This window comes from Erwinia sp. JH02 (assembly GCF_013074405.1).
Classification (GTDB): domain Bacteria; phylum Pseudomonadota; class Gammaproteobacteria; order Enterobacterales; family Enterobacteriaceae; genus Erwinia; species Erwinia rhapontici.
Genome location: NZ_JABANZ010000001.1, coordinates 515,109 through 535,843, shown reverse-complemented (window position 1 = coordinate 535,843; position 20,735 = coordinate 515,109). Strand labels below are relative to the sequence as shown.

The window sequence follows — 20,735 nt, the reverse complement described above, 5'->3', positions numbered from 1 at the left end:
ATAGGTGAATGATGTCTTCTAAATTATTTACAGCGGCTGAAGCCGTGCTGCGTATCGAACGGACCTCTCTGCGTGTGCAGCAGCCTGCATCCAACAGCGATATGATTTCGCTGGCGATGGGGGAACCGGATTTTGACACTCCGCCACGCATTATCCAGGCCGCCGTTGAGGCGTTGCAAACGGGTTATACCCATTATGCGCCGCTGCTTGGCGATAAAGCACTATGCCAGGCGCTGGCTGACGACGTGTCCGCGCAGAGCGGCAACCCGGTGAAAGCGGGCGAAATCCTGGTCACGCACGGCGGCACCGCCGGGCTGGCCGCGGCGATTCTCTCGATTGTGAATCCGGGGGATCGTGTGGTGATCCCGGACCCCACCTATTCGCTCTATGCCGACCTGGTGAATATGGCCGGAGGGATTTGCGTTCCGATGCCGTGCCGTGCCGATCTGCACTGGGATCTGGACCGTCTGGATAAGGCGCTGGAAGGGGCGAAGCTGTTTGTGTTCTGTAACCCTGGCAATCCGACTGGCATTGTTCACAGCGCCGAAGAGATTGCAGCGCTGGGCCGCCTGGTGAATCGCCATAATACGTTAGTGATTGCGGATGAAGCTTACAGCGATCTGGTCTTCACCAATCGTCCTTTCACCTCGGTATTACAGGTGCCTGCCTTTGCCGGGCGCACGTTATTCTGTCAGACTTTCTCTAAAAGCTATGCCATGACGGGATGGCGCGTCGGCTATCTTTCCGGCCCCGCAGAGATGATTTCCGCCGCCGCACGCGTGCACAATACGGTGAATGGTTCCGTAAACAGTGCGGTACAGCGGGCCGCGCTGGTGGCGCTGACCGAGTGTAAGGATGACGTAAAACGAATGTATAATGTCTACCGTGAACGCCGCGTGCTGATGATGGAAGGCCTGGCGACCATCCCTGAACTGACCCTGAATGAACCGGAAGGCGCTTTTTACTGTTTCCCTTCTTATTCGTTGCCGATCCCGGCGATTGATATGGTGGCGCTGCTGCGTGAACAGGGAATTGCCGTGCGGCCCGGCAGCGAGTTTGGCGCGGCGGGAGAAGGGCATCTGCGCCTTTCTTATGCGGCAGGCAGCGACGCCATTAGCGAAGGGATTCGTCGCCTTCGACGCGGCCTTGCAGGACTGAATTAACCCATGTACCGGGATGTAAAAGCCACAATGACAGGAAAACCGATGCGCAGTGATACCGAAAGAAACCGCAAAAACCTGATCCAGGCTGCGGCAAGGCTGTTCGAGCGATCTGAAACGCCGATCAGTATGACGGAGATTGCGACGGAAGCGGGCGTTTCTGTCGCCACGGCTTATCGCCAGTTCACATCGGTTGAAGAAGTGCTGAACACCTATCGCCAGGAAGTGGGGCAACTGCTGCTGGATTACAGTCAGAACCAGCAGTGCGCTGGTTTGCTGAAGCTGGAGAAGGTGAGCCGCTACTGGATCAAGCTGGTGCGCGAGCGCGGCGCGGCGATGGTGCCGATGCGTAACCGCCGTGGTTATCTGGAACGTTTATGGGAAGGGGCGGAATACCTGCTGGTTCAGGCGGATGCCCTGCGTCCGCCGCTGCGTGAAGCGATGGCGGAGATGGAACTGCCTGATATCGGCGATAAAGCGGTATTCCTGTGGAATATCCTGTTTGACCCGCGTGAAATCTTCGACCTGTTAAACACCGTGGGCCTGACGGAAAAGCAGGTTGGGACACAGCTGATGTCCGTGCTGGTCGGCGGGTTGCGGGGTTTTGCCTGCGCCAATGAGTTCACCGCCGAAGTGGCTAAAACGAAATCCTGAGAAGGGTAAGCCTGTTGTTAAAACAGGCTTCGTATTCTGACAGGCGTTGCTGCTGCACGATTTAACATCGTGCTATTTTACATTTGGATAGAGTTTTTCCAATAACGCGCTTTTTCCATTATTAAACGCATCAAGGTCTTCTTTATTCGGCGTATTCTTTATATAAGCTTCTTTTTCCTTCTCAAAACTTCCATCCTCAGTGAGAAATAAAGCCATCAAATAATCACTATCATAGACCTTTAGCGATCGTTTTAATGAAATGAAATGGCTGTAACACGCTGAATCATAGTTTCCCATCCTGTCTTTTAACATGCACTCATTTAAAATCAATGAAGGGTAGTTGTTTTGTTGATTAAAGACGTGAAGCAGGGTGGCAGCCTGACTATATTCACCTTTTGACGATAACACGCTCGAATATATCCTGATCACGTTCACATTTTTTGGATTTTGTTCCGAAAGTAAACGCAAGCCTTCTAATGCCGATTTCTTATCAGCTTCATCATCAGTAATTGCATATTCCTTTACCAGTTCTGATGCTTTTTGCGTAGGTGTGTCGATATATGAATCAACAGCGTTGCTATAATAACTTATTGATAATAAGAGAACTACGCTTAGTGTTTTTATTGCCATGTAACTTCACTCCCTGTGAACTTTGTTAATTTAACAATAACATGAAGAGCAGAACGGATCGCTACTCAGCGTGGCTGATAGTTTAGCTTCAAATCTGGTGTGTGCTGTGAGTCCTAAAACCCCGACGCATTGCTCTCTTTCGTAGGGGCCGATCATTTTTTCCGATCGGCCCCTGCTGAGGGTTTGCTAAACGGTCCAGGTCCAGGCGACTGGCTGACCGGAAAAGAAGGTCAGCCACTCCGTGCCCCCGTTATTTTTCTGCATTACTGGCCCCAGAAACCGCACTGAAATAAAAATTTGTTTTTTTTCGAATAGAAACCCGCCCTGAGACGTTAACCGATCATCTTCCCCTGTGACAGGAAACCGATCGCCATGTCTCACACCTCTCTCCCGCTGCGTCAGCGCTATGACACCTTTGCCCTGACGCTGCACTGGATCACTGCCGCCAGCGTCATTTTCCTTTTTGCTTCTGCCCATATCTGGGAACTGCTGGCACGTGGCACGCCGCTGCGTAAAGGGTTGCAGTCCGTGCATATCTCCTGCGGCATTTTGTTGGCACTGGTGATGATTGTGCGGCCGTTATGGCGTCTCTACAGCCAGCGACAGGCGCGTTTTGCCATGCCGCCCGTGGCCGGAGCGCGACCGACGCGCATCCTGGCACATGCCATGCACGGGGCGCTGTATCTGCTGCTGTTTGCACAAATCTCTCTGGGGTTTCTGTTCCGCTGGGCACAGCAGGAGCCGTTCAGCTTTTTTGGCCTGTTTGATATTCCGGCCTGGATCGCGGTCGATCCGTCACTGCGTCATCAGATCGGCGGCTGGCACGATAACGTGGCCTGGGCGCTGATTATCCTTGCCTGCGCTCACGCGCTGGCTGCTCTGTTCCACCACTATGTTCTGCGCGATAACGTGCTGCGCCGTATGCTGCCCGCACGTCGTCCTTCATCATCCCAATAAGGCTAACATCATGAAAAAATTAACGATAATCCTGCCTGCACTGTTACTGACGTTGTATGCGCCCCTGGCTCTGTCCATGGGCGACAGCAGCAGTGAAAGCAAAACCCCGGATTGCCCGAAAGGCCAGGTGTATGACAGCGGCAGCAAGCAGTGTGTACCCGAGAAAACCAGCCGTCTCAGCGATGATGATAAAACCCGTTATGCTTATCATCTGGCGAAAAAAGGGGAGTATCAGTCAGCACTTAACCTGCTGGATACCCTGAAAAATCCGGATACCCGTGAAGCCTGGAACTATCGCGGCTACGCCACACGCAAATTAGGGCGCACCGATGAAGGGATCGGCTATTATCAACGCTCGGTAGCGCTGGATCCGCGCTATGCCAAAGTGCGTGAATACCTGGGTGAAGCCTGGATGATCAAAGGACGTCCCGATCTGGCCCGTGAGCAGCTCGCTACCATCAAGACCTTGTGCGGTGTGAACTGTGAAGAGTATCGGGATTTGCAGGCAGCGATTAACGGTCACCCTGAATCCTGATGATGAATCCGTGTGGAGGGTAGAAAAATCACCCGTAGTGAAGTCCGAAACCATCTGGCTGCCCATCTTGAACGCTTATGGCGTTACGGGATGGTGCTGTCACGTAATCGTGATGTGGCCGAAGAACTGGTACAAACCACCTGTGTACGGGCGCTGGAACGCAGCGCCCAGTTTACGCCAGGAACACGCATCGACCGCTGGCTGTTCACATTGCTGCACTCGGTGTGGGTCAACGATCTGCGCGCCCGGCGCGTGCGGCTTGGCCAGGGATTTGTCGACAGTGAGGATTTGCACGCAGCAGATACCTGGTCACACGAAGAGGACCGTATGCAGTATCAGCAAGTGATGCAGCGCGTGGAAAGGCTGCCGGAGGCTCAGCGTAATGCGGTGTTTCTGGTGTATGTAGAAGGGTTTACCTATCAGGAAGCTGCTGACACGCTGTGCGTGCCGATCGGCACCATCATGAGCCGTCTGGCAGCGGCAAGAGCCACGTTGTCCCGTGCGACAACTTCAGCGCCTGCACAGGAGAAACGCCGGTGAACAGAGAACGTTTTTGTCCCCCTTACAGCGATGAGGCGATAGTCGCGTGGCTGGACGCAGAAATGGATGCGGAAGAGGCTCAGGCCTTTGAGCAACAGTTAAAGCGCGATCAACCGCTGGCGGCCCGCACCGCCGAACTGATGAAAAGCAACCAGCCGTTTGCCGAGGCTTTCGACCCCCTGCTGGAGGCCGCCCCCAGCGCACGCCTGCACGCAAACCTGGAGCGTCTGCTGGCGCAAACCCCGGCAACGCCGCCCGTGGTAAGCACTCAGGTCAGCCGCCGTGCGCTGATTGCTGCGTCACTGAGTTTCCTGGTGATCGGTTCCGGCTTCGGTTACTTCGTGCGCCCGGATAATCGCTCGCGCCGCGATAGCGAGAAAATCCGCGATCTGGAATCGCAGTATATGTCGCTCTACAGTCCGGAAACGTTGGTGGATGTGGACAGCACCGCAGCGGTGATCGACCGCTCACTGGCCAGAACGGCACAGACGATGGGCCTGCACCTGAACGCGCAACAGCTCATGCTGCAGGACGCTGAGTTAAAAAGCGTGCGCCTGCTGCGCTATGACGATACCCGCATTGTGCAGATTGCCTGGGAGCACAGTGCGTATGGCCCGATGGCGCTGTGTGTTTCCCGCGAGGATCATAACAGTGCCACCCCGGTGCTGGGCGAACAGCGCCACGGCATGAATCTGGCCTGGTGGCACGCGGGAGGTTACCAGTACGTGTTGATTGGGCGAAGCCCGGCACCGTGGCTACAGCAGAGCGCCGGGTTGCTGCGTCAGGGACTGATGCCGACGTGATGACCACAGGCTTTGCCGACAGGGCGAAAATATCCTTGTTTGCACTCTGATGTTTATGACAGGGTGAACACCGGACATGTCACCCTTTCAGGAGCCACCGCATGAGTTCACATCCTCTTCGCCAGATCATCGAAGCCTGCGACCGCGCGATCACCGCCCGTGATTTTGACCAGTTGATGACGTGGTATGCGCCCGATGCCGCACTGGTGATTAAGCCGGGCATGATTGCCCGCGGCCACGATGAGATCCGCCGGGCGTTTATCGCCATCTCTGACCATTTTCAGGGGCAGCTGCGGGTTGAGCAGGGAACGATGCAGGTAATTGAAGGGGCGGGCGATGCGCTGGTGCTGATGGAAACGGTGCTGCATTACCCGGATGGCGCGGGCGAGACCCTAACCGTCACCCGGCGCGCCACCTATGTATTCAGGCAGGAGCCTGATGGCCGCTGGCTCTGCACCGTTGATAACTCCTACGGTACCGACCTGCTGGATGCCTGATATCGGCCCATTATTTGCGCGCAGCACGGCGATACAGCGTGCTGCGTGCCACGCCCAGCGCTTCTGCCGTTTTGCTCACATTACCGTTGAAGCGTTGCAGAGTGGCGGCGATCAGTTGTTCATCATGCTGTTGCAGTGCAGGCAGCGGTTCACTCACCGCGAGCTGATACTCGGCAGGGAGGCTGTCGCAATCCAGCACGTCGTTATCATCGGCGAGCGCCAGCAGCACTTTCAGTACGCTGCGTAACTGGCGCACGTTACCCGGCCACGGATGTTGCGCCAGGGTATCCCGCAGCAGCGGCGTCATCTCAATACCACGCTGCTCACCGCCCAGTTCCTGCCAGAGCTGGCGAATAAAAGCAGGCAGTTCTGCCCAGTCGCGCAACGGTGGCAGCGTCAGAGAGAACTCCTGCAAGCGATAAAGCAGATCCTCACGGAACGCACCCTCAGCCACTAACTGTGGCAGATTACGGTGGGTCGCGCAGATCACCGCAAAACTCACCGGCCAGCTGCGGCTGGAGCCGAGCGGGGCCACTTCTTTCTCCTGCAACACGCGCAGCAGACGGGTTTGCAGCGCCAGCGGCATATCGCCAATTTCATCAAGGAACAGCACGCCGCCGTCAGCTTCACGAATTTTCCCGATATAGCCATTCTTACTGGCCCCGGTAAAGGCACCGGGCTGATAGCCAAACAGCTCTGATTCGATCAGTGACTCCGGGATGGCCGCGCAGTTGATCGCCACAAACTTCCCCTGATGCCAGCGGCTCTGCTGATGCAGCGCCCGGCTGACATATTCTTTACCACTGCCGGTTTCTCCATGCAGGCACAGCGACACCCCCGCATTGATCAGCCGCACCATCTTCTCGCCGCCATCACGCAGCGAGAACGGCAGAGTAGAGGAGGTGATGGCGGTCGAGGCAAAGTGTGTGCGGGCCGGGGCACGCAGTCGGAAAAAATAGTGCTGCTGGTTGCGGGTGGTGAGCGGCTGTGGCACCTGATTTGCCTGCTGTTCGAGCTGTGGGAACAGCTGCTGGAAGGTCAGGCAACCCAACTGTTCCGCTCCCAGTTCCAGTTCACGCATCGCCACGCGGTTGGCGGCCATCAGAATATTGTCAGAGAACACCAGCAGCAACTCTTCCACACGGTCAATGCCCTGAACCTGGCGGTGCAGACTCATCATCCACTGATCGGGGTGCAGGCTCTGCTTGATCCACAGATATTCAATGTGCTTCGCGGCGTCTTTGATCCAGGCCAGGGTATGCGGATGCGCAAAGTGTGCCGGGCCGGAGATATCCAGCACCCCGGCAATCTGTCCGCCAGGGCTTTGCAGCGGGATCGCCGCGCAGTACAGCCCCTGGTTGCTGGTGAGAAAATGCTGCTGGCCGTCGATTTCACAACAGTCATCAATCGCCAGAGCGGTGCCGATGGCATTGGTGCCGCGCCCGCACTCACTCCAGAGATTGCCCGGTGCCAGCGCAAAGCGTTCCGCTTTTTGCAGCGCCTGCATATCACCAAAGGTGTTCAGCACCAGCCCGCTGGCATCCGACAGGATCACCACGGCCTGTTTCTCGGCAATTTTCTCGGCTAATGCCCGGATGGCAGGCTGGGCAAACTGTTGCAGCGTGGCGTGGTGGGCGAGAGCATCGGCCAGTTCTGCCTGGCGAATGCGGGGAAAGTCGTCGGACAGGCGATCCAGACCGTAAAGCTGGCTGCGAAACCAGGAGTCACTCAGCACTGGATTTGGCGCAAACGGTGGCGTACTGACGGCTGACGAATTTCCCTGCATTGATAACCTCATGCCCTGGTGACAGTGTTGCAATATTGTAGCCATATGGTTTTTTCGGTGTTGCGATTTGCAACACAGATGCGAAAAGTTTCCGTTATGGCTTGCGATAGCAGCGGTCACTCGCTTCGTATTACTCTGATAATCATCATTATTTTTACAATTCCACTAAGGTAAAAAATTGGCACGGGGTGTGCAATGGGAAAGAGGCAATCGTAACAACGTCCGGGACAGGATCGCGCTGCGGTTGTTTATCTCTCAAAGACCTACCCTACAAGAGGATTTTGCGATGCGTTATTCCCATCCTGGTACACCCGGTGCTTTAGTGTCTTTCAAAGCGGCCTATGGCAACTTTATTGATGGCAAATTCGTCGAACCGCAAAGCGGTCAGTATTTTATGAACACCTCTCCGGTGAACGGCAGCGACATTGCGCAGTTCCCGCGTTCTGATGCCCGTGATATCGAGGCGGCGTTAGATGCCGCCCACCGTGCGGCCGACGCCTGGGGAAAAACCAGCGTGCAGTATCGTTCTAATCTGCTGTTACAGCTGGCCGATCGTATAGAAGCCAATCTGGAATACCTTGCCGTGGCAGAAAGCTGGGATAACGGTAAACCAATCCGCGAAACGCTGAATGCCGACCTGCCGCTGGCGGTTGACCATTTTCGTTACTTTGCCGGGTGCCTGCGTGCCCAGGAAGGGAGCGCCAACGAAATCGATGAAAAAACCGTGGCCTACCATTTCCATGAACCGCTGGGCGTGGTCGGGCAGATTATCCCGTGGAACTTCCCGCTGCTGATGGCCGCCTGGAAACTGGCCCCGGCGCTGGCAGCCGGAAACTGTGTGGTGCTGAAACCCGCAGAGCAAACCCCACTGGGTATCACGCTGTTGCTGGAACTGGCAGGCGACCTCTTCCCGGCTGGCGTGCTCAACGTGGTGCAGGGCTTTGGCCGTGAAGCGGGCGAAGCCCTGGCAACCAGCAAGCGCATTGCCAAAATCGCCTTTACCGGCTCCACACCGGTTGGCCGTCATATCATGGCCTGCGCGGCAGAAAACATTATTCCCTGCACCGTCGAGCTGGGCGGCAAGTCACCGAATATCTACTTCGCCGATGTGATGAACGGCGAGCCAGAGTTTATCGACAAGGCGGTAGAGGGGCTGGTTCTGGGCTTCTTCAACCAGGGGGAGGTCTGCACCTGTCCGTCACGCGCACTGATCCACGAATCAATCTATGCGCCGTTTATGGAAAAAGTGATGGCGAAAGTGGCGACCATCCGTCGTGGCGATCCGCTGGACACCGACACCATGATTGGCGCACAGGCATCACGTCAGCAGTTCGACAAAATCCTCTCGTATATTGATATCGCGCGCCTGGAAGGCGGAAAAATCCTGACCGGGGGTGAACGTGCCAGCATCAGCAAAGAGCTGGATAACGGCTACTACATTCAGCCAACGCTTATCCAGGGCGACAACCAGATGCGCTGCTTCCAGGAAGAGATCTTTGGCCCGGTGATCGGGGTCACCACCTTTAAAGATGAAGCCGAAGCGCTGTCCATCGCCAATGAAACCCAGTTCGGGTTGGGCGCAGGTATCTGGACGCGTGACACCAATCTGGCGTATCGCATGGGCCGCAGCATCAAGGCCGGACGCGTATGGACTAACTGCTATCACATCTACCCGGCACATGCGGCCTTTGGGGGATACAAACAGTCCGGCGTGGGCCGTGAAACGCACAAGATGGCGTTGAATGCCTATCAGCAAACCAAAAATCTGCTGGTCAGTTATGACACAGCACCGTTAGGGCTGTTTTAAGCCTGTTTTCTTTCGAGGATTGAATAATGAAAACGATGAAAGCCGCAGTAGTGAAAGCCTTTGGCGAACCGCTGGTGATTGAGCAGGTGCCGATCCCTGAAGTCGGACCGGGCCAACTGCTGGTGAAAGTGGTGGCTACCGGTGTCTGTCATACTGACTTGCATGCTGCCGAAGGTGACTGGCCGGTGAAACCTCAGCCGCCATTTATTCCGGGCCATGAAGGCGCAGGTTATGTCGTCGCGGTAGGTGAAGGCGTAAAGCATATAAAGGAAGGGGATCGCGTGGGCGTCCCCTGGCTGTACTCTGCCTGTGGCCACTGCGAACACTGTCTGGACAGCTGGGAAACCCTGTGCCATTCGCAGCAAAACGCCGGTTATTCGGTTAACGGTAGCTTTGCCGAATACTGTCTGGCCGACGCTAACTACGTTGGCATCCTGCCGGATAACGTTGATTACAATGAAATCGCGCCAATCCTCTGTGCTGGTGTTACCGTGTACAAAGGTCTGAAAATGACCGAAGCCAAAGCGGGTGACTGGGTGGTCATTTCCGGTATTGGTGGGTTGGGCCATATGGCGGTGCAGTACGCCGTAGCGATGGGCTTTAACGTGGCCGCCGTGGATGTCGACGACGAAAAACTGGCCTTCGCCAAACGTCTCGGCGCCACTGTCACAGCAAACGCCCGTAACGTTGACCCGGCAAAAGTGTTTAAAGACACGTTCGGCGGCGCACATGCGGTGCTGGTGACGGCAGTATCACCCAAAGCCTTTGAACAGGCGATTGGTACGATGCGTCGCGGCGGCACCATGGTACTGAACGGTCTGCCACCGGGTAAATTTGACCTGTCGATCTTCGATATGGTGCTGGACGGCATTACCGTGCGCGGTTCGATCGTGGGGACGCGTAAAGACCTGCAGGAAGCGCTCGACTTTGCGGGTCGCCACAAGGTAGCGGCGAATATTTCGGTTGAGCCGCTGGCCAATATCAATGATATCTTTGCCCGCATGCATGCCGGGAAAATTGAAGGCCGCATCGTGGTCGATCTGGCCCTGTAATGTCTGTCTGACGACGGCAACACCGGATTAATCCGGGTTTCACAGCAGGCATAGCTTCAGCGCTATGCCTGTTCGCAAAATGTAAAGTATCAGTGATATCATCTGCCAGGTGTTCACTTATTAAAAGCCCGCATATGATCCTGACCCCGCAGAACATTGACTCTCTTAATACCATTTCACACTGGCTTGCCGTTAATGATGTCAACGGCGAACAGGAGTTGCACGCTGATGTGGCTATTCTGGCTGGCCATGCCGTGCTGCCGGGGCTGATCGGGGCCTTTACCCGGCTGGCTGACACCTCAATTCCTTTGTTGCTGAGCGGCGGCACGGGTCACTCCACTGAACTGCTGAAAACCGCATTGAACACAGTGCAGGTCAACAGCGATGCATCGAGCGAAGCACAGTTGCTGGCCGACGCAGCCGTGCAACTCTCCGGCATCAAGGCAGATCGGCTGATCATTGAAGATCAATCACGTCACTGCGGGGAGAATGCTGCCTTCAGCCGTCGAAATCTGCTGGCGCGAGAGATGCCGGCACAGCGTATCATTCTGATTCAGGACCCGCTGATGCAGCGCAGAACCACCGAAACCTTCCATCATGAGTGGCAGCGCCAGGGGCAACAGGTCGATTTCATCAGCTGGCCGGTGTTCGTGCCGCAGCTGGTGTTACAGGACGACCAGCCGGTCATCACCGGGGCGGCATCGCAACAGGGATTGTGGGCACTGGACCGCTATGTTTCGATGGTGCTGGGAGAAGTGCGGCGGCTGCGTGATGACAAAGAGGGCTATGGTCCCCTGGGCCTCGGGTTTATCGGCCATGTGGATGTGCCTCACGCAGTGGAACATGCCTGGCAGCGGCTGATGGCCGAACCTGAACTGGCGGCGCTGGTGCGCTGAAATGACGACGGAACCCGATCTCAACTTACTGATTGCACTGGATGTGCTGCTGAATGAGGCCAGCGTGGCGGCAGCGGCGCGCCGTCTGGGCTTAAGCGCCTCGGCCATGAGCCGCACGCTCAGCCGCCTGCGCAGCGTTACGGGCGATCCGTTGCTGGTGCGTGCCGGGCGCAACATGGTGCTGACGCCCTGGGCCGAAGCGATCCGCGAACGCAGTCAGAACGCGGTCTTAGAAGCCCGTGCGGTGCTGCGTCCTGCGGTGGCCGAACAGCATCCCGCCAGTCTGGACTGCACGTTTACGCTGCGCGCCAATGACGGATTTGTTGAAGCTTTTGGCCCGGCATTGATTGCGACAGCAGCGCTATCCGCGCCGTTGGTCCGTCTGGTTTTTGCCCCCAAACCGGAGAAAAGCGTCAAGCCGCTGCGCGAAGGACGCGTGGATCTGGAGATTGGTGTGCTGGGCGAGATGGGCCCGGAGATTCGTGTGCAGGCGCTGTTCCGCGATCGTTTCGTCGGTGTGGTGCGTCAGGGCCATCCGCTGTCGCAGTTACCTGATGTCAGCGTCAGTGACTATGTTGCCTGGGGACATGTGGTGGCCTCACGCAGCGGAAGGGCGGAAGGGCCGGTGGACCAGGCGCTGGCAGAGCAGGGCGTGCAACGCCGGGTCAGCGCCGTGGTGCCTGCTTTTCCGGCGGCGCTGTCCGTGGCGCGCGCCTCCGATCTGGTGGCGCTGGTGCCGGCATCCTTCCTGCTTAATCAGCCAGCCGGGCTGTTGTACCGTTTTGAACTGCCGGTCAAAACCGGTGCCATCACCGTGTCACAGATGTGGCACCCGCGCTCGGAAGTGGACCCGGCGCACCGCTGGCTGCGGCAACTCCTGTTGACAGTATGCCGTCAGCGGGTGCCGGATTGATCTTCCCCTCCCAGGTGGATCGTCACATGATGGTGCTGCCCCTCATCCCGTAGGGGAATGCAATCCTCCGTCAGATCCGCGCCATCCAGCGTGATGTGATAATCCCCCTCACTGCGCACCACCTGAATATGATATTCGCTGCTGCCATGCTGATACGTCAGGCTGACGGAAGGCCAGTGTGCAGGCAGTAATGGCCTGACTGCCAGCGCATCCGCATGGCGGGTAATCCCCAGTAGAGACTCCACCAGCAGGCGGTAAGCCCAGCCCGCCGATCCGGTGTACCAGCTCCATCCACCGCGTCCGGTGTGTGGTGCGACACTGTAGACATCCGCCGTCATCACCCAGGGTTCAACTTTATAGCGTGCCACCGCATCGGCATCCAGGCTGTGATTGATTGGATTGATCAACGACCACAGTTGCCAGGCTCTTTCACTGTTGCCCATTTGGGCAAAGGCCATCACCGCCCAGATAGCACCATGCGTATACTGCCCGCCGTTTTCACGCACGCCCGGGACGTAGCCCTGAATATAGCCGGGATTCGGCCCATCGCCATTAAACGGCGGCGTTAACAGTTTGATCATCCCTGCGTTGTCATCAACCAACCGTGCATCCAGTGATTGCATGGCTTTTGCGCACTGTTCCGGCGTTCCGGCACCGGAGAGGACAGCCCAGCTCTGCGCGATAGCATCAATCTGGCAGGCCTGCGACAGATGGGAACCCAGCGGTTCGCCGTTATCAAAATAACCGCGTCGATACCATTCACCGTCCCAGCCGGCGCTGTTAAGGTTATCGCGAAGCTGGTCTGCCTCTTTGCGGCATTGCAGGGCAATATCCGTTTGCTGCCGCTGTTCTGCCAGCGCGCCAAAACGCCGTAAAATATCGTAGAGGAAGAAGCCAAGCCAGACGCTTTCCCCTTTTCCTTCACTCCCCACCCGGTTCATCCCGTCATTCCAGTCACCCGTCCCCATCAGCGGCAGGCCGTGTTGCCCAAAACGCAGGCCGTGGAGCAGGGCTTTCAGACCATGCAGCCAGACGGTATCTTCGTGAGCACTGATGGTGGGCTGCTCGTAAACGGACTCTTCACCGGGCTGCGGATGTTTGCCTTCCAGCCAGGGGACGGACTCCTCCAGCAGCGTTATATCGCCGGTCGTGGTGATGTAATGACAAATCGCCAGCGGCAACCAGAGGTAATCATCCGAACAGTGAGTACGCACGCCATTCCCGAGAGGAGGATGCCACCAGTGCTGGACATCGCCCTCAATAAACTGCCGGGAGGCACAAAGAACAATCTGTTCACGCAGGCGCTCAGGTGCGGTGTGACTCAGGGCAAGCGTATCCTGCAACTGGTCACGGAAACCGAAGGCGCCGCCCGACTGGTAGTAACCGCTGCGCGCCATAATGCGACAGGCCAGCGTCTGGTACAGCAACCAGCCGTTCACCAGCAGGTTGACCGTTGGATCGGGCGTGGTTACCACCACTTTATCCAGAATCCGGTGCCAGTACTGATGAACCTGCGCCAGCTCATGGCGAGCAGCATCCTCATCCAGATATTGCGCGATAAGCGCTTCCGCCTCCTGCTGATTTTGCCCCACGCCCAGTACAAAGATGAACGTGCGCTGGTCGCCATCAATAAGCGTGGTGGCTGACTGCACCGCCGCACAGGGATCAAGCCCTGCGCCCGTGGTATCCGGCAGTCGCTGCTGTTGCATCGCCGCTGGGGAACGGCGTGAACCGTGACGGCCGAGGAAGGCCCGCCTGTCACCTGTCAGTGAACAGTGTGCCCCGGTCACCGCGAAGAATGCCGTTCTTTCAGAGCCGTTGCTGTTGTAGTAGTTACTGGCCAGCACACCGCAGCCGGTGCGAACAGTGGAAGGGTGCGTGATGATATGCATGGCTGACTTGCTGCGCGATTCACCCAGCGTCCATTCAACATAACCCGTGACAGAGATTTTCCGAATGCGGCCTGAGTTGTTGGTAAGGGTTAAAATGGCCAGCTTCACCGGCGCATGCTCAGCGACCAGCACGGTCAGCTCGCTATCCAGCCCGGTTTCGCGGTGGCTGAAGACGCTGTAGCCAAACCCGTGACGGCTCAGATAAGGGCCGCGCCCCTGTACGGGTAGAGTGGTGGGTGACCAGACGGCACCGGTTTCTTCATCACGCAGATAGAAGGCTTCCCCTGAACGGTCACTGACGGGATCGTTCTCCCAGGGCGTGAGACGGTATTCGTGCGCATTTTCATACCAGGTATAGGCTTGTCCGGCCTCCGAAATCACGGTGCCGAACTGCGCATTGGCCATTACGTTCGACCAGGGTGCAGGCGTGGATCCATGTTCATCCAGCAGGATTTGATATTCGCGCCCGTCGGGAGAAAAGCCCCCCCGGCCGTTGAAACAAAGCAGCGCAGCGGTATCCGGCTGCCAGTCAAGGTGCTGGTTCACCGGGAGTACGGCTGGCGTGACCAGGGCAAGCGACGAGGAGACGGCACCCTGAACACGCAAATTGAGTTGTTCTTCCAGTCCACCCGCGCGATCGTCAATCACAACCCGTGCCACACTCAGCAGCAGCGTGCGATCCTCTGCGGAGAGATGCTGACCATTCCGTAAGAAAATCCCTCCCGACTTATCCGTCATTCCTGGCGCAGACTTGGCGGCGATCAGGTCCATAATCTGGTTGTGCAGGGTCTGCTGATAGCCTCCCGGGCCATCATTGAGGATCACCAGGTCGACCGCCAGACCTTTCAGACGCCAGTAATGATGGGCCTGCATCAGCGTATTGATCAGCGGAATACTGTCCGAATGCGTAATATTCAGGATCACAATCGGCAGATCGCCGGAGATACTCCAGCCCCACAGACCGCTCTGCCCACGACGATTACGGGCAATAATCTGCGCCTCTGCACGCAGTTCAGGGCCAGGGAACAGCACGGCGCTGGCAAGGCGATTGAACAATGACGCATCGTCTTCATTGGCATTAATCTGTCGCAGCACAATCTGGCTATGTGACCATGCCAGTTCAAAGACGCGATCGGCAATCGGGGAGTCGCGGTATTTCTCCAGCAATGCCTGGCTCTGTTCTCGACTGCCCGTGACGCCGTAAACGATATCGAGGGTGACCGGTACGCCGGGGAGTAACACCAGCGGCTGGCGCAGGGCGATCACCGGGTCGAGTACAGCACCGACGTTATTGCTCAGCGGCCCGCTCCGGGTGGGAGCCAGGGCGTTAGCGGTATCATTCCCGCGCCCAAGAAAAGCGGCACGATCGGTTTCAAATGAGGCCGTTTTCTCCGTTCTGCCATGCACCACCATCATATGAAACAGCCACGGACTCTGTTCCTCCGGCGTGCGTGCCCGGCGGTGACAGAGAATCGCTTCCTGGGCAGAGACCCACTCGGTCTGAACAAACAGGTTGCTGAAGGCGGGGTGGGACAGATCGCTGTCGGCGGAAGCCAGCACCACTTCGGCGTAGCTGGTGAGTTCCACCGTCCGTGGCTGACGTCCCCTGTTGACCAGCGTGATACGACGCAGCTCGATGTCATCTTCGGGGGAAACGACAATCTGCGTTTTAATATGCAGCGTTCCCTGCCTGCGCGTGAACTCTGCGCCGGCATCGGTGAAGGAGGCTTTGTAATCATCGGGTGTTGAGCCGGAAGGCTGCCAGGTGTTGCTCCACACTTCGCCGCTTTTCACATCGCTGATGTAGCAGCAGGAACCCCAGTTATCACAGGTGGTATCGCTGCGCCAGCGGGTGAGGGCCAGATCGTTCCAGCGGCTGTAGCCGCCACCTGCCTGTGTCACCATCAGATGATAACGCGCGTTCGACAACAGCTGAACTTCAGGCGCGGCGCTGTCCACATCCGTGAATTCCCGCGGATCATAGTGAACCGGTAACAGCGTTCCTTCCGGCGCATCGAAGTGCCTGCGCGGACTGTAGAGCTCGATGTTATTCGGCACCCGCTCTTGCAACAGCAGACGTGCTGACTGAAAAGCCGGGACAGCCATAAACCGGTCTGTCATCGGGGCATTGTGTAACAGGTGAGATAATGCCTGAAACGACATGCCCTGGTGATGGGCCATCCAGGAGCGAACAACGGCAAACCGCTGGCCGCTGGCCTGGCGGGAAGGGGTGTAATCCAGCGCTTCATAAAAGCCATATTCGCCACGCGCACCGTTTTTTTCCAGTACGACAAGATTGTCACAGGCTTTGTGAGGCGCAACCAGCAGTGCCAGGAAAGTGGCATAAGGGGCCACCACCATATCGCCCGCCAGGCCGCGTTTTAGTCCAAGACCGGGGACACCAAAGGCGTGGTACTGATAATTTTGTAGGGGGTCAAACGCGTAATACCCTGACTCTGAAATGCCCCAGGGCACGCCACGCTGTTTTCCCCACTCAATCTGCCGATGCACCGCAGAAAGGCTCATCTGTTTCAGCAGGCTGCCCGGATAGGTGGGCATCACCAGATTGGGCATTAAGTACTCGAACATCGAGCCACTCCAGGACATCAGCGCCGTATCGCGATCGATGCGGGTAAACAGGCGTCCCAGGGCAAACCAGCTCTTGAGTGGTAGCTGATTGGTGGCAATGGTCAGGTAGGTGGTCAGACGGATCTCGGAGGGGAAGAGATCGTAATGACTGGTGTCCAGCCTGTTATTGTCACAGTCATAGCCGACGCTGAGCTGACTGGTCACCTCATTGTAGAGGAAGGTGAAATCCATGTGGGCATGTGCCGCCAGCCGCTGTTCCAGTTCGGCAATAATGTCGATCTGCATGCGAGCCGCTGCCAGCGTTTCTACTGTGGGTGTACCTGCTCCTGCTGGCGTTGCGGTTGACAGCCACGTCAGCGAAGGCAGCGTGGCCTCCTGCCAGCCTGCAGTGACCCAACCCAGCAGTGAGGACCAGGCATGGCAGAATAATGTCAGCTGGCGCTGAAGATGACCAATCCAGTGACTGATGGGGCCGTTGTCTTCGGAGAGGGTGGGATGCAGGCGCAGGCTCAATGCCTGCATTTTTCTGAGCTCGCCGAGTAACTGTGCCGCAGGCAGTTCATGCGCGTTGCGACAGTGCTTATGCAGCTGGCGCAGAGTGGTCGGGGCATGTTGTCCCCAGCGGTTTTCCAGCAGCGTGATGGTGTCATCCAGGCCTACCAGCATCCGATCAATATCGATGACGGGCTGGGTACGTAACTGCGATAAACCGGCACTCAGCGTCAGCAGATGCCCGGCCATATTTCCACTGTCCACGCTGGAGACATAGCGTGGATTCAGGGGCTTCAGCGTACGGGTGTCGTACCAGTTGTAGAGGTGCCCACGGTAATGCTCCATTTTATCCAGCGTGTCCAGGGTGAGCGATACACGCCTCAGTACTTCACCGGCGGGGATATAGCCGAAGTCACAGGCCGTCAGGTTTGCCATCAGCGACAAACCAATATTCGTGGGTGACGTGCGATGAGCAACGGTGGGCTGCGGAAACTCCTGATAATTATCCGGTGGCAGCCAGTTTTCTTCGGCCTGGGTGAAGTGGTCGAAGAATGCCCAAATTTCACGACTGTTGTGGCGTAAAAAACGTTTCTGTCCGGCATTCAGCGCTGCCGCGACAGGCGCAGGGGAACGGCTGAGCCAGCTCAGGATCAAGGGGGTCAGGCACCACAGCACGCCGATGGGAAGGGCAAAAACAAGCAGTAGCGGGGCATAACGGGCGGTTAACGCTGGCAGCAACACACCGCAAACCACGTTGAATGCCATGGCACGGTAAAACCGCAGCGGGGAGGTTTTGTTTCCCTCGTGACAGGGGTCAACACTGGCCCACTGATTGAGGTGACGGTGTGAAACACCCAAACGCCACAGCGTTTTCACAATCGCCAGCAACGAGAAGGCGGCCTCATGCGGCAGGGTGGCAAAGTTAAGAATAAGGTGTGTCAGGCGGCGCAGCGTTCCCGACGCGACAGCCGTCAGGCGCTGCCAGACAGGCCGATTGCTAAACAACAGATCCTGAACGATGGCCAGAGCAGCAGGCAACAGCAGGACCAGTGCCAGCATGACGAGCCAGTAGTGTGGGTTGGGGACCAGCAGCAGAGCGGAAAATATCAGCAGCAGCAGCGACGGCGCAACCAGGCTCCGGCGAAGATTATCGAATAATTTCCAGCGTGATAAGGTACTTAACGGGTTTTTCTCACGTGAACCATCCGCTTTTTTCACCCGGAACGTCAGCCAGTTGAGCAACTGCCAGTCGCCACGAATCCAGCGGGTGCGGCGTGCAACATCAGAGAGATAATTGGCCGGATACTTTTCATAAAGCAGCACTTCGCTCAGTAACCCGGAGCGGGCATAACAGCCTTCCAGCAGATCGTGGCTCAGTACCAGATTATCGGGACAGGTGTTCTGCATGGACTGCGTAAAGATATCGACATCATAGATGCCTTTGCCAACGAAGGCGCCTTCACCAAACAAATCTTGATAGATATCAGACGACATCATCGAATAAGGATTGTTACCCGGTACGCTGCTACAGATAGCGGCATAGCGCCCCTGTCCTGACAGGGGGATTTCTTCAGCCAGACCTGGCTGCAAAATCCCGTAACCTTTAATCACTCTGCCTGTCGCGGCATCATAAACCGGATGATTCAGCGGGTGCGCCATGGTGGCCACCAGTTTGTGCGCCGTGTCACGGGGCAATACCGTATCGCTATCCAGTGTGATCACGTACCTGACGCGGGCAGGGAACGGTTTCTCATCCCCGACGCGGTGGGAAAATTGCGAGCCTGGCTGGCGCAACCAGCTGTTCAACGCCGCCAGTTTTCCCCGTTTGCGTTCATAGCCCATCCACACACCTTGCTGCGGGTTCCATTCGGGTGAGCGGTGCAGCAAAAGGAACAGCGGGCGATCCGCCGCATAGCGACGGTTCAGGGCGTCGACCTGTGAAAGCGCCCATGCCAGCAGCGCATCATTTTCAGGAGAGTGTTCTGTCTCCGCGTCACTGAAATCGGTCAGCAGCGCAAAATAGAGATGGGCACTGTTATTCCCCAGATAACAGACCTCCAGGCTATTCAGCAATGCATCGGTTGCCTGACGGCTGGTCAGCAGGCAGGGAATGGCAATCAGTGTACTGAATTCTGCCGGTACGCCGCTGGAAAAATCCATCCGCGGCAATGGCTCCGGTGTGCGAAACCGCGTTGTCGCCTCACTGAGCAGATGCAGAACCACCTGACCGATCGCCATCGACAGTGGAACCGCCAGCAGCAACAGCGGCCAGCGCAGCCCCTGTTCCGCAGTCGCATGCAACACCTCTGCAGTACAAGCAACGGTCAACAGACTCAGGCTGCCGAGCCAGGCGAGCAGGGGTTCCTGATTGAATCGATGACGCAGATGCGTTAGCCAGTTGGTGTTGGCGGCCAGGCGTTTTTCCAGCACATGACGGTCTTCGCCGATCAGATACTGGCCGATATGATGCTGCGGCAGGATGGCACTGGCCGCCTGTGACAATGCCAGCACGTGGCGGGTCACGTCCAGTTCACTGAAGCGGCTGGTGCGGGCCAGTTTCTCGATCACGTGCCGGTAATGGTCTCGGGTATCAAAGTGCATCAACGGGTAGATCCCGGCAGGATCCTGAAGCAGCATCTGCTCGACCAGGCTTTGAGCTTCACAAAAATCGGCCCAGTTGGTTTCACTTAACAGCCGCAATCCGGCAATGCTGTTACTGACAGAGAGCTGGCTGGCCGCGAGTTGCTGATTAAAACGGTGGATCAGCAGATCGGTGGTGATGCCGGTTTTCACCAGTCGCTGTTCCATCCAGGTCAGGGGCAGGGCAAGCAGGTTGCCACGCCCCTGTAATCTGCGGACCAGTTCGGCAACAAACGCGCTGCTGAGTGGCGGGCGGGATCGCGCCATATCAGCGATGACCATCACCAGGTCGGCCGGGGTCGTTTCAGCACAGGTGATAATCTGGCTGACCCACTCATCGGCGAGGTTACGCTCCTTTTGCGCCTGAGCCACTTCGCTGCTCACGCGGCGCAGATTTTCGATAAGCGCAAGACGTAACATGCCGGGCAAGGCCCAGAGTTCTCCCAGCGTGAGTGGCGTTACCTGCTGATAGGCGTTGATATAGCCCGACAGACTGCTGACATCCCAGCGCCCGTCACCGTGAGCAATGGCTTCGGAAGCAATATCATAAATACGCGGGCAGGCATGAGGGGAGGCCAGTACTGGAAGGCCTTTGCCGAAGTTTTTTGGCAAATGATGACGCACCATGCGGATCTGTTCTTCAATCAGATAATAGTTGTCCAGCAACCATTCGCCCGCTGGGGCAATACTGATTTTATCGACTTTATTGAGCAGATAGCAGTTTTGGGCAATGACTGATTCATTGTCGTCCAGACGTTTCAGCAGATACCAGGGGATTTTATCAGGTGATAATCGATGCGAACGCGCCAGTTTCTGACCGAAATGCGCCATCTGAGCGGCTGAAAATAATTCTGCTTTAATCACACTATCCATCGCCCGGGCAGGTGCCCCC

Annotated in this window: 14 protein-coding genes; 11 read left to right on the top strand and 3 right to left on the bottom strand. The window is 57.0% G+C overall.

Annotated elements, in window-relative coordinates; all coding sequences use genetic code 11:
• Window positions 1-8: 8 nt before the first annotated feature.
• A complete protein-coding gene (locus HHI26_RS02410) occupies window positions 9-1,163 on the top strand; it encodes an aminotransferase class I/II-fold pyridoxal phosphate-dependent enzyme (RefSeq protein WP_238337107.1) in 1,155 nt (384 codons plus the stop codon).
• Window positions 1,164-1,205: 42 nt separating this feature from the next.
• Window positions 1,206-1,814, top strand: a complete 609-nt coding sequence (locus HHI26_RS02405; RefSeq protein WP_238337106.1) for a TetR/AcrR family transcriptional regulator — start codon at window positions 1,206-1,208, stop codon at window positions 1,812-1,814.
• 72 nt (window positions 1,815-1,886) lie between these two features.
• Here the strand turns inward: HHI26_RS02405 and HHI26_RS02400 are convergent, their stop codons facing one another.
• Window positions 1,887-2,444, bottom strand: coding sequence for a hypothetical protein (locus HHI26_RS02400; protein WP_171148536.1), 558 nt, complete (start codon window positions 2,442-2,444; stop codon window positions 1,887-1,889).
• A 372-nt stretch (window positions 2,445-2,816) separates the two neighbouring features.
• Between HHI26_RS02400 and HHI26_RS02395 the strand changes: the two genes are divergently transcribed.
• The 5 genes from HHI26_RS02395 (at window position 2,817) to HHI26_RS02375 (ending at window position 5,776) form a co-directional block, all read left to right on the top strand.
• Window positions 2,817-3,401, top strand: a complete 585-nt coding sequence (locus HHI26_RS02395) for a cytochrome b (RefSeq protein WP_171148535.1) — start codon at window positions 2,817-2,819, stop codon at window positions 3,399-3,401.
• 10 nt (window positions 3,402-3,411) lie between these two features.
• Window positions 3,412-3,936, top strand: coding sequence for a tetratricopeptide repeat protein (locus HHI26_RS02390; protein WP_133846521.1), 525 nt, complete (start codon window positions 3,412-3,414; stop codon window positions 3,934-3,936).
• A gap of 12 nt (window positions 3,937-3,948) precedes the next feature.
• Window positions 3,949-4,476: a sigma-70 family RNA polymerase sigma factor gene (locus HHI26_RS02385; RefSeq protein WP_171148534.1), complete on the top strand. Its 528-nt coding sequence runs from the start codon at window positions 3,949-3,951 to the stop codon at window positions 4,474-4,476.
• A complete protein-coding gene (locus HHI26_RS02380; RefSeq protein WP_133846523.1) occupies window positions 4,473-5,279 on the top strand; it encodes a hypothetical protein in 807 nt (268 codons plus the stop codon). Before HHI26_RS02385 ends, HHI26_RS02380 begins: the two co-directional genes overlap by 4 nt.
• 101 nt (window positions 5,280-5,380) lie before the next feature.
• Window positions 5,381-5,776, top strand: coding sequence for an SgcJ/EcaC family oxidoreductase (locus HHI26_RS02375; protein WP_167863941.1), 396 nt, complete (start codon window positions 5,381-5,383; stop codon window positions 5,774-5,776).
• Window positions 5,777-5,786: 10 nt separating this feature from the next.
• Here the strand turns inward: HHI26_RS02375 and HHI26_RS02370 are convergent, their stop codons facing one another.
• A complete protein-coding gene (locus HHI26_RS02370) occupies window positions 5,787-7,562 on the bottom strand; it encodes a sigma-54-dependent Fis family transcriptional regulator (protein ID WP_171148533.1) in 1,776 nt (591 codons plus the stop codon).
• Window positions 7,563-7,848: 286 nt separating this feature from the next.
• On the opposite strand from HHI26_RS02370, the gene HHI26_RS02365 reads away from it, so the two are divergent.
• The 4 genes from HHI26_RS02365 to HHI26_RS02350 all read left to right on the top strand — a co-directional run bounded on the left by HHI26_RS02365 (window position 7,849) and on the right by HHI26_RS02350 (window position 12,230).
• On the top strand, window positions 7,849-9,369 hold the full coding sequence (locus HHI26_RS02365; RefSeq protein WP_133846526.1) for an aldehyde dehydrogenase family protein: 1,521 nt from the start codon (window positions 7,849-7,851) through the stop codon (window positions 9,367-9,369).
• Between the two features lie 26 nt (window positions 9,370-9,395).
• Window positions 9,396-10,421, top strand: a complete 1,026-nt coding sequence (gene adhP, locus HHI26_RS02360) for an alcohol dehydrogenase AdhP (protein WP_133846527.1) — start codon at window positions 9,396-9,398, stop codon at window positions 10,419-10,421.
• A gap of 134 nt (window positions 10,422-10,555) precedes the next feature.
• Window positions 10,556-11,317 (top strand): YdcF family protein, encoded by a 762-nt coding sequence (locus HHI26_RS02355; RefSeq protein ID WP_171148532.1) that lies wholly within the window; start codon window positions 10,556-10,558, stop codon window positions 11,315-11,317.
• Window position 11,318: 1 nt separating this feature from the next.
• Window positions 11,319-12,230: a LysR family transcriptional regulator gene (locus tag HHI26_RS02350; RefSeq protein ID WP_171148531.1), complete on the top strand. Its 912-nt coding sequence runs from the start codon at window positions 11,319-11,321 to the stop codon at window positions 12,228-12,230.
• On the opposite strand, the gene HHI26_RS02345 is transcribed toward HHI26_RS02350, so the two are convergent.
• The gene (locus HHI26_RS02345; protein WP_241008218.1) at window positions 12,212-20,716 is read right to left on the bottom strand and encodes a glucoamylase family protein; all 8,505 of its coding nucleotides are present in this window, start codon (window positions 20,714-20,716) and stop codon (window positions 12,212-12,214) included. The two genes, HHI26_RS02350 and HHI26_RS02345, sit on opposite strands and share 19 nt — an antisense overlap.
• Between the last annotated feature and the right edge of the window lie 19 nt (window positions 20,717-20,735).